This is a genomic window from Nitrosopumilaceae archaeon AB1(1), from assembly GCA_033471095.1.
Lineage (GTDB): Archaea > Thermoproteota > Nitrososphaeria > Nitrososphaerales > Nitrosopumilaceae > Nitrosoabyssus > Nitrosoabyssus spongiisocia.
The window spans coordinates 1,163,575-1,178,659 of sequence record CP136752.1 but is presented as its reverse complement, the minus strand read 5'-3'; the positions used below and the strand labels follow the sequence as shown (position 1 = coordinate 1,178,659).

Sequence of the window (15,085 nt, the reverse complement as noted above, 5' to 3'; positions counted from 1 at the left end):
ATTCAGAATTTTAATTAAAAAACTATTCACTGTCGATTCAGGATATCTAATTCTAACCAAAGCGGTATAACCATTCTTGAAATTATCACCTATGATTTTTGTACCACCATACACAAAAGAGGCGACATTATTTTCCTTGATGAAATTATTCGAATATATACTAAATTGTTTGTAGTAGTTGAAAAATAATCTCTTGAATATATCACACCCTTTTTTGTAGAAAAAAATAGTCGTTCTGCATACACTACTACTCCTTTGTATCTGAATTTCAATACTGCCTCCAAGTTAGAATTCACAGCCCCATACATTAAAGAATAGAATTCATGAATCATCATTTTCCTGTTTACTTTTTGTATTAGGTCTAGTTTCACTGTAATTTTCATATGTAAGTGGACCAATTCCATCTCCTCTCTTCTCTATTATGTTCCATTCGATTTACCCTCAAAGCCTGTTTTGATTTATGATGAAAGCGTTTTTGATTATATCTAGTAATTCACCTAAACATTATGCAAATAATCAAAAGTGTAAATATTAAATTATTCCAGGGAGGATATATTTCAAATATGAATAATGATGGAAGATGTGTAATAGTTGATCATACTGATATTGTAAGCGCTACTCTGATTAATCATTTGCAAGTTTTTGAATCTTATACAGGTAAAGGACTTGTGTATGTGTGTGTAAAAATCACACAATTCGAAGAGCAGATTGCAAGTATATACAATTAGTCAAATGTATAATGATTACAAATAGAGGGTATGCGAATAATAATTTTAGAATAATGGGATAGACTAGACTGAATCTGCGTAAATACTGTAATTCAGGTAATATCAAAAAAGATGGTATGAGGAACAACAAACAAGGAAAAATACAATGATTCAAATGTTTAGATTGTAATAAACGCTTTACATCAAATTTTGAATTTGAGGGTAAACAATCTGATTCAAAAATAATTACAGGTGCATTACAAATGTACTATTCAGGTATGTCAGTTGGAGATATTTCAACACATTATGAGTTTGATACTGATGTGAATCATTCTACTATGAATCGATGGATTGCCAAATACTCTGTAATGTTAACTAGATATCTAGATGAAATCATACCACGTGTTGGCAATTGAGTTCGTGCTGATAAAGTATGAATAAAGGTGTCAGGTAAGCCAAAATATCTATTTGCATCTATGAATAATGACACTCGTTTTGAGTTAGCTAAAGACATGGCCGATACTAAATTTCAGCACAATGCAGATTATTTGTTGAAACTGACTAAATCGACTACTGGGAATAAAACACCCAAGCATTTTATCACAGATGGATTACCATCATAGGGTAAATCGTCAAGAAGAGTATTTGGCAGAGAAACACAATATGATAAAAATATGATGGAGCGTCTAAATGGTGAGATTCGTGATTGTAGGAAAGTGTTTAGAGGATTGAAGAGAAGATAGTCTGATTATTAATGGTGTGACAGTGTATTACAATTATGCCAAAAAGTATAGTGGTATTTACAATAAGAGACCATCTAAGAGAGCAAAGATAATTGTCAAGGGTCGTAACAAGTGGAATACTTTGATACAGAGTGCAAGTTTGCATGATTATGAAACTATGTAATTTTTGGAGCAAAATTTTCAATTAAACCTTTCATTGCATTATGACATTTCTTCATATCCTTGTTAATAGAGTTAGACTCTAATTGCTCAATATTGCACTCACTACATTTATCAGCATTCATATAGATTTTGTCATGTTTGCCACATAATTTTCCATTTAATTCTAACGTTGGATCTAATCTAAGTCGTTCAACATTAAACATACTCAAATAATGAAACATTTTACTGTGATTTATAATAAAATCGGCAAGGTGCACTTTATCAGATATGTCCTAAAATTAATCCATCGCTCATTGGTCTTATCCCAATTAGGATAAAAACATAATAATTTCAATTTGTTAAAATTGTCAGTATAGACATTTAATTGCTTGAATATATCCTCATATTGTGATGACACCTGTTCATTGTAGGTTATAGCAGTATCTTTCACTCCCTCAGTTGCCTGCTCATATTTATCACGAGATAAAGTTTACTGTTTTAATAAAAGATTGGTAAAGTATCCTGCTTTCTTGTGATGATTAAGAAAATGTTTCACCCAGTAATCTTTTGTAATATCTTTTTTCTCAAAATTGGAATTACACAAATGTGCACATTAGATGATTATTCATGGGATAAACATGCTAATGAAATTGCTGACTGATATTCAAATTTATCACATAGTATATCGCTATGATTCATTAAAGATTTTGCATATTTTGCACTATATCTAACACCATTCCATATATTTTTATGAGAAATATGGATTTTAGAATCATCGGGCACGATTATTTTTAAATAATTCATATATTTAGATCGGTAATGATGTTTTTAGTATTAAATTATTAGAACCATTAATAACACCCGAATTTGCAATAGAGCCTTTACTATGATTATTAACAATTAACTCATTGCCACTAGTACCAAGTTTATTTGGTGTGGATTTTACAGATATGTCACATAAATAGTCGGCAAATATCTCAGATTGAGTTTTTAAATTAATAGTATCAGATTCGTCATATTGCATATATCAAATATTTAATTTTTTTCCATCACATCATTGTGGTCAAAATTAGATTTGAGTGGAATGATTTTATGTAAGGAATTTAAGATACGAGTTTGACAGATTTAATTTTTTTATGTAGATAAACAAATGCCAATGTTGGTAGACCAACATAAATTAGCAAGTTGATAGCAATTACAAGTAATCCCAAAGCCAACACACTATTCTCCGAGTCATCTGCCATCGTCATTATAGAGACACTAGAGAGTAGAGGATACAGAATAGTATGAATTATTTCACGCAGTAGAGGGTTTTCACGCTCAGCATCTGCAATTACAGGTGAAAAGGTGTAATAGATTTGGTTGAATGATGTTATGAAGGATATTCCAGGTAGACTAGTCATTAAAGTTGTATCACGTATCTCTCTGAGCATTTGTACTTGTTGTGAAAGCTCAGTTCCATATACTGCTGTTGCGATTAGACAACCACCTTCACCAGTAGTGGTAGTAGAGTTATCATTATTCATGGTTTTATCATCCTTTATGGTTTTATTGTCCATTATGGTTTTATCATCCATTATGGTTTTATCATCCATTATGGTTTTATCATCCATTATGGTTTTATTGTCCATTATAGTATCATCATCCATCATGGTATCATCATCCATCATGGTATCATTATCCATCATGGTATCATTATCCACTATGGTTTTATCATCCTTTATGGTACCGGTAGATGTAACAGGTAATGTAGAATCAAAAGTGATGGACCCTGTGGGTTGAGAAACATCTACTAATTTTTGTTCACTTGTAAAGAAAGTATTAGAGTATACACTAGCCTTTACAGATACAAAGCGTTCATCAGAAGACACTAGACCCAAATAGACGACTCTATCAGAGTAGGGCTGTGTTAGGGAGAGTTGAGTTGCAATTACCCCTAGTTTGGAACTACTAATAGTAACAAAAGCACCATCAGATGATGGGCTAGCAATAATTTCAACTAGTTTTTTATCATCAGCTACTTCCCAAGATACTTTGTGAATAATAGCCTCTGCAATTATTGGAGCTTGACCACCAGTGAATATACGACCTGCGCCGCCTCCTGAGCTACTGCCACCACCACCACTAGTAAATGGAATAGGTGCAGGTGCTTGAGTACTAGTGGCACTGGTGGAAGATATTAGAGCATAGGTGGATAGGTGAGTGGTGTAAATTGTTACATGAGTGTTGTCATCTACAAAACATTCGTTTGTGGTAGTAGTGGTTAAAAGAGTATTAATTTCTGCGATATTACTAGTACCACAGGATGATATCTGGGTTGGTGTAGAGCCAATAGTATTTACATAATATACATTATAATTATTTTCACCTTGATTTTCAAATACAATAGACGCAACTGTATCACCTAGGTTGAGATCAATTGTTACATCTCCCAAAGTTATAGCTGTAATCGTTACATGACTAGTAGTAGTCTGACCTACAGTTGTAGAGGGTACAGTAATAGTAGCAGTACGTGGTGCAAGGAATTGCGAATCCCAAGTACCATCATGAGTAATAATAGTACTAGTAGGTATCATGACTGTAATGACATTAGTAGATACAAGTTTGGCACTTAATCCTGCAGTGATAGTAATAGTATTGCCAAAAGAAGCAGCGGTATAATTGATAGTAACATTTTGATGTTCAGGTGTGAGAATTAATGGTGCGTCCACATGAATAGTGGTAGGAGATAATACCTGATCGTCTGATGAAATGATGTTTTGGACGTTAAATGATGGGTTATTAGTAAGTATACTATTATTTGCAACATCTACAATAGAATTTGCGTTAATAGCCACTTGAGGACCATCAACTGACCCGATAAAAACGTTAAATATAGATTCGGTGGCTGTGCTGTTAAAAGTTAGAACCAAAGTAGGATTGTTTGTATAATTAATAGCAGTAGAAGGTGAGAATCCACCAGATAAAACAAGTTGTGATGAATCTGTTACAGTTACATTTTCACTAAATGTAATGGACAGGGTATGTGTCAGAGCATTATATGTTGGAGTACCAACAACTGTGGGTCGTATAGTATCACGAACAACTATGGTTCGATTCACTTGGATAGCATCTCCTGCCGAATTCGTAGAGTCGTAAGTGATGGTATAGTTGCCCAAGGTATCAGGATTTACAGTGTCACCACCAATGACTATTGTAGAGCCATCATCAGTATTGGCTCCCAGTTCAGAGTAGGATGAGCCAAGTTCTACATAAACAGTAGTATTACCAATTAGTGTGATTACTGGGGGAGTAGTATCTGGTGCAGAAATTATTACAGTTCTATTAACTTGGGTGGCATTATTGCCTGATGAATCAGCAGAGTTGTATGTGATGGTGTAATTGCCTTCAGTATTTGTATCTACAGTGTCACCACCAATGACGATAGGAGAGCCATCATCAGTAGTGGCGTTTTGCTCATTATATGTAGAGCCAATGCTTAGTGTTATTATACTAGCACCATTCAGTGTGATGATTGGTGGAGTGGTGTCAAGTGCACTAGAGCCAAATCTATTCTGTACTCCAGATATAGTAAAGAAAGTAGAAGGAGAGTTTTGATTTGCATACTCTGTTGCAATCCAGTCTGCAGAGCGAGCAGTAGAGGATAGTCGGAATTCATCGAATTTGCCATCAAAGTAGGAATCAGTTCCCCAATTGGATCTTCCGATATAGTTTGATGCTCTATTCTCATCAAGAGATGTATGCACAGCACCACTAGTAATTGAGGCGCCATTTTTGTAGATAGTTGCTGTACCTGATGATTCATGTACAACTGTAAAGTATGCCCATTGACCTGTCTGCAAAATATCACTAGCTGTGACACCATCAGAGCTGGTACCCTGTCGCATATCATATCTCAAATGCGGGTTAGTGCGATGGGCAGCAATTAGAATATTGTTATCATCCTGACCCTTGCCAAAATCAACGATTCTAGCCCAATTTTTAAGGACATCAATATTTGCCCATACCGAGATGGTAAAGTTTGTATTGTAGAATAGACTAGCTGTCAAGTCTGGAAGTTCAAGATAAACACCGTTGGCGTGGTCTACTCCATCAAAGTTTATTCCATTACCAATTTGTGCAGATACTAAATCATTAGAGTCAAAGGAAGTAGGGCCTTCAAATAGTGGTGTTGCATGACGATTATTCCCTGATGAGTCTAGTGTAGATTGTGCACCAAAAGTGGATTGATCCATGTGATAAATTATTTCATAGTCTGAGTCCCAAACATTAGGATATGGAATAGATGACGCTGTTGAGACATTATAATACATGTAGAGTATGGTATCACTGGTATTGCTCAAAGTAGGTAAACGAACCCAAGCTACTAGTGTACCGGTAGTAGCATCATTAGTAAATGATTCAATTTCATACTCTAAGAGGGTAGTGCCATCAGTAGTAGTGAATCTTATATCTTGTCCAGCAGATTGAACAGTTGTAGAATTGAGATTTGTATCATTTATTGATATTAAAACTGTGAAATTTTCATGATTTCCAATTACTTGAGATGAATCTATAGTGATCTGTAGTCTTGTGTCCCAAGAGTCACCTAGTATTTGTTGAACAACTACAGTTCTATTAACTTGGGTGGCATTATTGCCTGATGAATCAGCAGAGTTGTATGTGATGATGTAATTGCCTACAGTATTTGTATCTACAGTGTCACCACCAATTATTACTAGAGAATCATCATCAGTAGTGGCGTTTTGCTCAGAGTAGGAATGAGTAAAGTTCTACATAAACAGTAGCATTACAATTAGTGTGATTACTGGGGGAGTAGTGTCACGAACAATTACAAGCCTATTCACTTGGGTAGCATTATTTCCTGCTGAATCAGTAGAGTCATAGGTGACGGTATAATTTCCCACTAGAGATGAATTTACAGTGTCACCACCAATTGTTACTAGAGAGCCATCATCAGTAGTGGCGTTTTGCTCAGAGTAGGATTAGCCAAGTTCTACATAAACAGTAGCATTACCAATTAGTGCGATTACTGGGGGAGTAGTGTCACGAACAATTACAAGCCTATTCACTTGGGTGGCATTATTTCCTGCTGAATCAGTAGAGTCATAGGTGACGGTATAATTTCCCACTAGAGATGAATTTACAGTGTCACCACCAATTGTTACTAGAGAACCATCATCAGTAGTGGCGTTTTGCTCAGAGTAGGATTAGCCAAGTTCTACATAAACAGTAGCATTACCAATTAGTGCGATTACTGGGGGAGTAGTATCTGGTACAAAAATTATTACAGTTCTATTCACTTGGGTGGCATTATTTCTTGCTGAATCAGCAGAGTTGTATGTGATGATGTAATTGCCTACAGTATCTGTATTTACAGTGTCACCACCAATTGTTACTGGAGAGCCATCATCAGTAGTGGCGTTTTGCTCAGAGTAGGATGAGCCAAGTTCTACATAAACAGTAGCATTACCAATTAGTGCGATTACTGGGGGAGTAGTGTCACGAACAATTACAAGCCTATTCACTTGGGTGGCATTATTTCCTGCTGAATCAATAGAGTCATAGGTGACGGTATAATTTCCCACTAGAGATGAATTTACAGTGTCACCACCAATTGTTACTGGAGAGCCATCATCAGTAGTGGCGTTTTGCTCAGAGTAGGATGAGTCAAGTTCTACATAAACAGTAGCATTACCAATTAGTGTGATTACTGGGGGAGTAGTATCTGGTTCATCAGAAATTATTACAATTCTATTAACTTGGATGGCATTATTGCCTGATGAATCAGCAGAGTCATAGGTGACGGTATAATTTCCCGCTAGAGATGAATTTACAGTGTCACCACCAATTGTTACTGGAGAGCCATCATCAGTAGTGGCGTTTTGCTCATTATATGTAGAGTTTGTGCTTAGTGTTATTATACTAGCACCATTCAGTGTGATTACTGGGGGAGTAGTGTCACGAACAGTTACAAGCCTATTCACTTGGGTGGCATTATTTCCTGCTGAATCAACAGAGTCATAGGTGACGGTATAATTTCCCACGAGAGATGAATTTACAGTGTCACCACCAATTGTTACTAGAGAACCATCATCAGTAGTGGCGTTTTGCTCAGAGTAGGATGAGTCAAGTTCTACATAAACAGTAGCATTACCAATTAGTGTGATTACTGGGGGAGTATTATCTGGTGCATCAGAAATTATCACAGTTCTAACAACTTGGGTGGCATTATTTCCTGCTGAATCAACAGAGTCATAGGTGACGGTATAATTTCCCATGAGAGATGAATTTACAGTGTCACCACCAATTGTTACTGGAGAGTCATCATCAGTAGTGGCGTTTTGCTCATTATATGTAGCGCCAACAAATAGTGTTATGGTACTATTGCCATTCAGTGTGATTACTGGGGGAATAGTGTCACTAACAATTACAAGCCTATTCACTTGGGTGGCATTATTTCCTGCTGAATCAACAGAGTCATAGGTGACGGTATAATTTCCCACGAGAGATGAATTTACAGTGTCACCACCAATTGTTACTGTAGAGTTATCATCAGTAGTGGCGTTTTGCTCAGAGTAGGATGAGTCAAGTTCTACATAAACAGTAGCATTACCAATTAGTGTGATTACTGGGGGAATAGTGTCACTAACAATTACAAGCCTATTCACTTGGGTGGCATTATTTCCTGCTGAATCAACAGAGTCATAGGTGACGGTATAATTTCCCATGAGAGATGAATTTACAGTGTCACCACCAATTGTTACTGGAGAGTTATCATCAGTAGTGGCGTTTTGCTCAGAGTAGGATGAGTCAAGTTCTACATAAACAGTAGCATTACCAATTAGTGTGATTACTGGGGGAGTATCATCTGGTGCATCAGAAATTATTACAGTTCTAACAACTTGGGTGGCATTATTTCCTGCTGAATCAACAGAGTTGTATGTGATGGTGTAATTTCCCTTGAGAGATGAATTTACAGTGTCACCACCAATAACGATAGGAGAGCCATCATCAGTAGTAGCGTTTTGCTCAGAGTAGGATGAGCCAAGTTCTACATAAACAGTAGCATCACCATTTAGTGTAATGATTGGNCGGAGTGATATCTGGAACGCTATTAATTACAGGTTGATTCACAAAGTTTTCTAGTGTTATGTCTGTATTTTGAGTAGAGTTTATTCCACCACTAGTTTTAGTATATGAGATAGTGATGGTTTCAGATCCAAGAGACTCCTATTTATAGTCAGAGTAATTGAAGAGGAGTTTGATGTTATACTATCTATTGTAGCAGATGTACCAGTAAGAGTAAAGTCTGTAGTAGGAATAACCGAATAGATAATGTTTTCATTAAAAGTAATTATAATGTTATCACCTTGTGTGTTGGTAATAGCAGAAGTTATCACTACACTTCTATCTTCAGGTGCAGATATAGTAAAGAAAGTAGAAGGAGAGTTTTGATTTGCATACTCTGTTGCAATCCAGTCTGCAGAGCGAGCAGTAGATGATAGTCGGAATTCATCGAATTTGCCATCAAAGTAGGAATCAGTTCCCCAATTGGATCTTCCGATATAGTTTGATGCTCTACTCTCATTAAGAGATGTATGCACAGCATCACTAGTAATTGAGGTGCCATTTTTGTAGATAGTTGCTGTACCTGATGATTCATGTACAACTGTAAAGTATGCCCATTGACCTGTCTGCAAAATATCACTAGCTGTGACACCATCAGAGCTGGTACCCTGTCGCATATCATATCTCAAATGCGGGTTAGTGCGATGGGCAGCAATTAGAATATTGTTATCATCCTGACCCTTGCCAAAATCAACGATTCTAGCCCAATTTTTAAGGACATCAATATTTGCCCATGCCGAGATGGTAAAGTCTGTATTGTAGAATAGACTACTTGCCAAGTCTGGAAGATCAAGATAATCTCCGTGGGAGTCGTCTACTCCATCAAAGTTTAGTCCATTACCAATTTGTGCAGATACTAAATCATTAGAGTCAAAGGAAGTAGAGCCTGTAGATAGTGGTGTTGCATGACGATTATTCCCTGATGAGTCTAGTGTAGATTGTGCACCAAAAGTGGATTGATCCATGTGATAAATTATTTCATAGTCTGAATCCCAAACATCAGGATACGGAATAGGTGACGCTGTTGAGACATTATAATACATGTAGAGTATGGTATCACCGGTACTGCTCAAAGTAGGTAGACGAACCCAAGCTACTAGGGTACCGGTAGTGATATTATTAGTAAATGATTCAATTTCATGCCGTAATATAGTAAATCCATCACTGCTTGTGAAAATAATATCAGCACCGTTAGGTAGAACAGATGAATTGCTCAAAGCAGAATCAGAGATGCTTACTAGAAGGGTAAAGTTTTGAAGAGTTGTAGTTATTTGGTTACTATTAATAGTAATTTTCTGTCTAGTATTCCAATCAGATTGCAGGAGATCAGAAAAGACATCATTAATCACAGATACATCTTGGAAACTAGATAGAGCGGTGTTTTGGTAATTGAGTGTGGTTGATGACGCTGCACTAAAACTCAAGCTGACGCTTTGACCAAGGTCTATTGTAGAGTTTAGTGTTAAAGTAATGACATCATCAGATGCGGTTGCCGAAACTATACCAATACTAGTTTCATTAAGAGTAAAGTCTGTAGTGATGAAATTAAATGAGACTAGATTGTGAGAGAGAAAAAGAAGAATAGAGTCACCAAATTTGTTTGTGTATATAGAGTCAACAGAAAAGACATCAGCTAGAACATTATTGTTTACAGGTAGTAATGAGAAGGAACCTACCACCAATGGTACAGTATCATTTATCACACCTGATCCCTGTACATATGATAGAAGAGTGGTTTGATTAAACAGGATATTATTATTTAGGTTAAGAACTAGAGTGTTAGCAATTACAGTAATGCTTGAAGGAATAGTGGTAGTACCATTGGTAGTTATCGTAAAGTTTGATTCAGATACACCAGTCAGAGTAATATTATTATCAAAGGTAAGAATTATCGAGTCACCAGAGGTACTAGTATTGACTGATGTAAACTCCAAATATGGAAGTATAAGATTATGAACAAGTGAGCCATTAACAAATGCTAGGGCAGTACCGTTTTGATCATTAATGGTAGTACTGGTACCACCAGTATTGTTGTAAGATAGTGTAAAGTTTTGTCCACTAGGTATTATACCGTTAATACTTAAATCAATTACATTACTACTAGTAGAATTAAAACCGGAAACAGTAAAACCAGTTTTGTTGAAAGTAAAGTCAGAAGGCGATGGATTATTCAGTGTGACAGATTCATTAAATGTCAGAGTGATAACACTTCCAAGTAGATTAGTGGAAGCACTAGTAATAACAGGTGGTGTTTGGATAATATTATTTGCTACAACTAAATCGACAAAGTCTGCAAGAAAAGTGCCGTTTGTATCTGTGATTCCATTTGATGTCACAGATCTAGAGTAATTCATTCCAATGGTTTCATTTGTTAAAATACTGGTTGTTGTCATATCAACCATATTATTACTAGTCTTGGTAAATCCAGTTATATTTATAGAATATGTAGTGTTGAAGGCAAAGTCTGATTGTACTGGGTTTGATAGTATTATAGTCTCATCAAATGTTAGAGTAATTAGATTACCCAAGTTGTTGGTAACTGCACTAGTAATAACAGGTGGTGTTTTTGGAATGTTGTTATTCACAGGTTGATTCACAAAGCTTTCTAGTGTTGTGTTGGTATTTTGAGTAGAGTTTATTCCACCACTGGTTTTAGTATATGAGATAGTGATGGTTTCATTTGCCAAGAGATTTCTGCTTAAATTCAGAGTAATTGAAGAGGAATCAGATATAATTCCAGATATTGTAGCAGATGTGCCAGTAAGAGTAAAGTCAGTAGTAGGAATAACCGAATAGATAATGTTTTCATTAAAAGTAACTATAATGTTATCACCTTGTGTATTGGTAATAGCAGAAGATATTACTACACGTCTATCTTCAGGTGCAGAGAAAGTTAAGAAAGTAGAAGGAGAGTTTTGATTTGCATACTCTGTTGCAATCCAGTCTGCAGAGCGAGCAGTAGATGATAGTCGGAATTCATCGAATTTGCCATCAAAGTAGGAATCACCTGTCCGATGGGATTTTCCGATATAGTTTGATGCTCTATCCACATCAAGAGATACTTGTTGGATATTACTATTAATTAAGATACCATTTTTGTAGATAGTTAATTCACCTGATGGTGTTTTATGTACAACTGTAAAGTATGCCCATTGACCTGTCTGTAGAACATTACTAGTTGTGAGAGTCTCAACGGTTGTAAACACAAGTATTTCATATATCAAATCCGTGGTATTTTCACGGATAGCAATTTGAATATTGTGTCTCTGAGCATTGCCAAAATCAACGATTCTAGCCCAATTTTTAAGGACATCAATATTTGCCCATACCGAGATGGTAAAGTTTGTATTGTGAAATAGACTACCTTCCAAGTCTGGAAGATCAAGATAATCTCCGTCCGTGTTGTTTACTCCATCAAAGTTTAGCCCATTACCAATTTGTGCAGATATTAAATCATTAGATTCAAAGGCAGTAGAGCCTGTAGATAGTGGTGTTGCATGACGATTATTCCCTGATGAGTCTAGTGTAGATTGTGCACCAAAAGTGGATTGATCCATGTGATAAATTATTTCATAGTCTGAGTCCCAAACATCAGGATATGGAATATGTGACTCTGTTGAGACATTATAATACATGTAGAGTATGGTATCACTGGTACTGCTCAAAGTAGGTAGACGAACCCAAGCTACTAGAGTACCGGTAGTGATATTATTAGTAAATGATTCAATTTCATGCTGTAATATAGTAAATCCATCACTGCTAGTGAAAATAATATCAGCACCGTTAGGTAGAACAGATGAATTGCTCAAAGCAGAATCAGAGATACTTACTAGAAGGGTAAAGTTTTGAAGAGTTGCAGTTATTTGGTTACTGTTAATAGTAATTTTCTGTCTAGTATTCCACAAGGAAGGTAGATTAATAATTTGAGCATTATTAGTGATTGGTTGATTTGTAAAGTTTGCAAGTGATAAATTATTTACGTTTGTAATACTACTAGTTGTTTGACTATATGATAGTGTTAATGGTAATGCAGGTAGAATGTTAGAGTCTAGTGTTAGATTGATGGCAGTGTCATTATGTTTAGTTATACTAGTTGTGGCAATACCTGAAATATTTACTGCAAAGTCAGTTGGAGAAGTGGTACTGGTAAGATTGATTCCTCTATCAAAGTTGACAATTATGTTGTTACCTTGCTGGTTTGTATAGGCGTTAACAAAGATTGGGGGTGGTAGAACATTATTAGTGATTGGTTGATTTGTAAAGTTTGCAAGTGATAAATCATTTACGTTTGTAATACTACTAGTTGTTTGATTATATGATAGTGTTAATGGTAATGCAGGTGGAATGTTAGAGTCTAGTGCTAGATTGATGGCAGTGTCATTATATCTAGTTATACTAGTTGTGGCAATACCTGAAATATTTACTGCAAAGTCAGTTGGAGGAGTGGTACTGGTAAGATTGATTCCTCTATCAAAGTTGACAATTATGTTGTCACCTCGCTGGTTTGTATAGGCGTTAACAAAGATTGGGGGTGGTAGAACATTATTAGTGATTGGTTGATTTGTAAAGTTTGCAAGTGATAAATCATTTACGTTTGTAATATCACTAGTTGTTTGACTATATGATAGTGTTAATGGTAATGCAGGTAGAATGTTAGAGTCTAGTGTTAGATTGATGGCAGTGTCATTATGTCTAGTTATACTAGTTGTGGCAATACCTGAAATACTTACTGCAAAGTCAGTTGGAGGAGTGATACTGGTAAGATTGACTACTTTATCAAAGTTGACAATTATGTTGTCACCTCGCTGGTTTGTGTAAGCACTAACAAAAATTGGGTATGATGGAACATTATTAGTGATTGGTTGATTTGTAAAGTTTGCAAGTGATAAATCATTTGTATCTGTAATATTACTAGTTGTTCGATTATATGATAGTGTTAATGGCAATACAGGTGGAATGTTAGAGTCTAGTGCTAGATTGATGGCAGTGTCATTATGTTTAGTTATACTAGTTGTGGCAATACCTGAAATACTTACTGCAAAGTCAGTTGGAGAAGTGGTACTGGTAAGATTGATTCCTCTATCAAAGTTGACAATTATGTTGTCACCTCGCTGGTTTGTATAGGCGTTAACAAAGATTGGAAATAATTGAACATTATTAGTGATTGGTTGATTTGTAAAGTTTGCAAGTGATAAAGTAGGGTGTAGACTATTAGTGATATTTGTGCCTGTATCGTTGTATGATAAAAGTGGAGAGTCGTCAAGAGATAGGGTAGAGTTTAGTGAAAGAATTATAGAAGTTGCATTATTACTAGTTATACTATTCACAGAAGCAGATGAATTAATTATAGCAAAGTCGCTAAGGAATGTAGTATTACCTACTGCAATATTTTCAGAAAATACAACAGTAATATAGCTACCAGATGTATCAGTATATGCGCTACTAAAACTAGGAGGATACAGAACTACATTATTTGTTACATTAACAATATTAGTGAGGGAAGTATTGAAACCTGAACTTTTTATCAGAATTACATTAGGTGTACTAAATCTACTATCAAAATTTAGACTAAGACTAGTAGTAGGAAGTATGGGCGGAGATACATCAATGGTGATAGTATTAGAGGTAGCATTAGAAAAGGCAGTTATGTTATAGTTTGGAGGATTAAACATAAAAGATGAATTTAGATTATTTATATTAACTGAATCTGTGTATGTGATAGTGAAAGCTGAATGCACATGTAAAATTATCGTATCACCATCAATATTAGTATATGCACCTGCTAGTACTTGTCCAAAAGCAGAACCTAGTGGAAAGAGCAAAGTGGCAGAGAGAACAACAATAGCAGTTAAAGATAGAATCATCATAGGCGAATGACAGTAATTATGCAATATTTAATAAAAATAAAAAAATGATTTATAACTGTTTGTCTAGTGGTCAATAGTCAGAAATGTGTATATAGTACATTATATAAGATATATAGCAGTATCAATGATTCTTTGAAAATGTAAATGAATAGATCAAAATATATACCAAAATTCGCTGTGGAGACAAAAAACCAAAGTAATATACCATACCTGTAGGGAGTCCTCTATTTAGTATCAATTATCCACTAGAAAATATCAAGTGTACAAGGTTCTCATAGAGATATAATTACGAGTATTCTGTCAGATAGTATCACATCTAGACTCATCAGAATAGTTACGTTTGGCAGATTATGGAATTTCATCTGTTCAGAAATATACGTAGAGGATAACCACCAGATATTATTAATGATATATTTCTGACTAAAATTATACCATAAAACTTGATACATTTGTATTATTCTAAGAATAAAAATCATTCCTGATTTCTGTCAAGTAT

10 protein-coding genes and 2 pseudogenes are annotated in these 15,085 nt (G+C 35.4%); 4 read left to right on the top strand and 8 right to left on the bottom strand.

Going from position 1 to position 15,085, the window contains the following annotated elements:
• Window positions 1-89: 89 nt before the first annotated feature.
• The gene (locus R1F52_06845) at window positions 90-383 is read right to left on the bottom strand and encodes a hypothetical protein (protein WOV92815.1); all 294 of its coding nucleotides are present in this window, start codon (window positions 381-383) and stop codon (window positions 90-92) included.
• A 123-nt stretch (window positions 384-506) separates the two neighbouring features.
• Between R1F52_06845 and R1F52_06840 the strand changes: the two genes are divergently transcribed.
• From R1F52_06840 to R1F52_06830, 3 genes are all read left to right on the top strand, one after another.
• On the top strand, window positions 507-728 hold the full coding sequence (locus tag R1F52_06840; protein WOV92814.1) for a hypothetical protein: 222 nt from the start codon (window positions 507-509) through the stop codon (window positions 726-728).
• Window positions 729-985: 257 nt separating this feature from the next.
• Window positions 986-1,123, top strand: coding sequence for a hypothetical protein (locus R1F52_06835; protein WOV92813.1), 138 nt, complete (start codon window positions 986-988; stop codon window positions 1,121-1,123).
• A 27-nt stretch (window positions 1,124-1,150) separates the two neighbouring features.
• Complete coding sequence (locus R1F52_06830) at window positions 1,151-1,330, top strand: hypothetical protein (protein WOV92812.1); 180 nt, start codon at window positions 1,151-1,153, stop codon at window positions 1,328-1,330.
• A 275-nt stretch (window positions 1,331-1,605) separates the two neighbouring features.
• Here R1F52_06830 and R1F52_06825 read toward each other — a convergent pair whose 3' ends face one another.
• The 3 genes from R1F52_06825 to R1F52_06815 form a co-directional block, all read right to left on the bottom strand.
• Window positions 1,606-1,734: a hypothetical protein gene (locus R1F52_06825; GenBank protein ID WOV92811.1), complete on the bottom strand. Its 129-nt coding sequence runs from the start codon at window positions 1,732-1,734 to the stop codon at window positions 1,606-1,608.
• 665 nt (window positions 1,735-2,399) lie between these two features.
• Complete coding sequence (locus tag R1F52_06820; GenBank protein WOV92810.1) at window positions 2,400-2,615, bottom strand: hypothetical protein; 216 nt, start codon at window positions 2,613-2,615, stop codon at window positions 2,400-2,402.
• 79 nt (window positions 2,616-2,694) lie between these two features.
• Window positions 2,695-5,934 (bottom strand): LamG-like jellyroll fold domain-containing protein, encoded by a 3,240-nt coding sequence (locus R1F52_06815; protein WOV92809.1) that lies wholly within the window; start codon window positions 5,932-5,934, stop codon window positions 2,695-2,697.
• Between R1F52_06815 and R1F52_06810 the strand changes: the two genes are divergently transcribed.
• Window positions 5,927-6,061 carry a hypothetical protein gene (locus tag R1F52_06810; protein ID WOV92808.1) on the top strand — a complete coding sequence of 45 codons (135 nt, stop codon included), beginning with the start codon at window positions 5,927-5,929 and terminating at the stop codon, window positions 6,059-6,061. The two genes, R1F52_06815 and R1F52_06810, sit on opposite strands and share 8 nt — an antisense overlap.
• 302 nt (window positions 6,062-6,363) lie before the next feature.
• Here R1F52_06810 and R1F52_06805 read toward each other — a convergent pair.
• The 4 genes and pseudogenes from R1F52_06805 to R1F52_06790 all read right to left on the bottom strand — a co-directional run bounded on the left by R1F52_06805 (window position 6,364) and on the right by R1F52_06790 (window position 14,589).
• A pseudogene (locus R1F52_06805) lies at window positions 6,364-6,537 on the bottom strand (DUF5011 domain-containing protein).
• Between the two features lie 39 nt (window positions 6,538-6,576).
• Window positions 6,577-6,762: pseudogene (locus R1F52_06800) on the bottom strand (DUF5011 domain-containing protein).
• A gap of 39 nt (window positions 6,763-6,801) precedes the next feature.
• A complete protein-coding gene (locus R1F52_06795; GenBank protein WOV93882.1) occupies window positions 6,802-8,436 on the bottom strand; it encodes a DUF5011 domain-containing protein in 1,635 nt (544 codons plus the stop codon).
• Between the two features lie 330 nt (window positions 8,437-8,766).
• Window positions 8,767-14,589: a DUF2341 domain-containing protein gene (locus R1F52_06790; GenBank protein ID WOV92807.1), complete on the bottom strand. Its 5,823-nt coding sequence runs from the start codon at window positions 14,587-14,589 to the stop codon at window positions 8,767-8,769.
• Between the last annotated feature and the right edge of the window lie 496 nt (window positions 14,590-15,085).

Excerpts from the sequence above, each read along its gene's own strand:
- R1F52_06845 (WOV92815.1), bottom strand. The coding sequence starts at position 383 with ATGAAAATTACAGTGAAACTAGACCTAATACAAAAAGTAAACAGGAAA.
- R1F52_06840 (WOV92814.1), top strand. The coding sequence starts at position 507 with ATGCAAATAATCAAAAGTGTAAATATTAAATTATTCCAGGGAGGATAT.
- R1F52_06835 (WOV92813.1), top strand. The coding sequence starts at position 986 with ATGTCAGTTGGAGATATTTCAACACATTATGAGTTTGATACTGATGTG.
- R1F52_06825 (WOV92811.1), bottom strand. The coding sequence starts at position 1,734 with ATGAATGCTGATAAATGTAGTGAGTGCAATATTGAGCAATTAGAGTCT.
- R1F52_06820 (WOV92810.1), bottom strand. The coding sequence starts at position 2,615 with ATGCAATATGACGAATCTGATACTATTAATTTAAAAACTCAATCTGAG.
- R1F52_06790 (WOV92807.1), bottom strand. The coding sequence starts at position 14,589 with ATGATGATTCTATCTTTAACTGCTATTGTTGTTCTCTCTGCCACTTTG.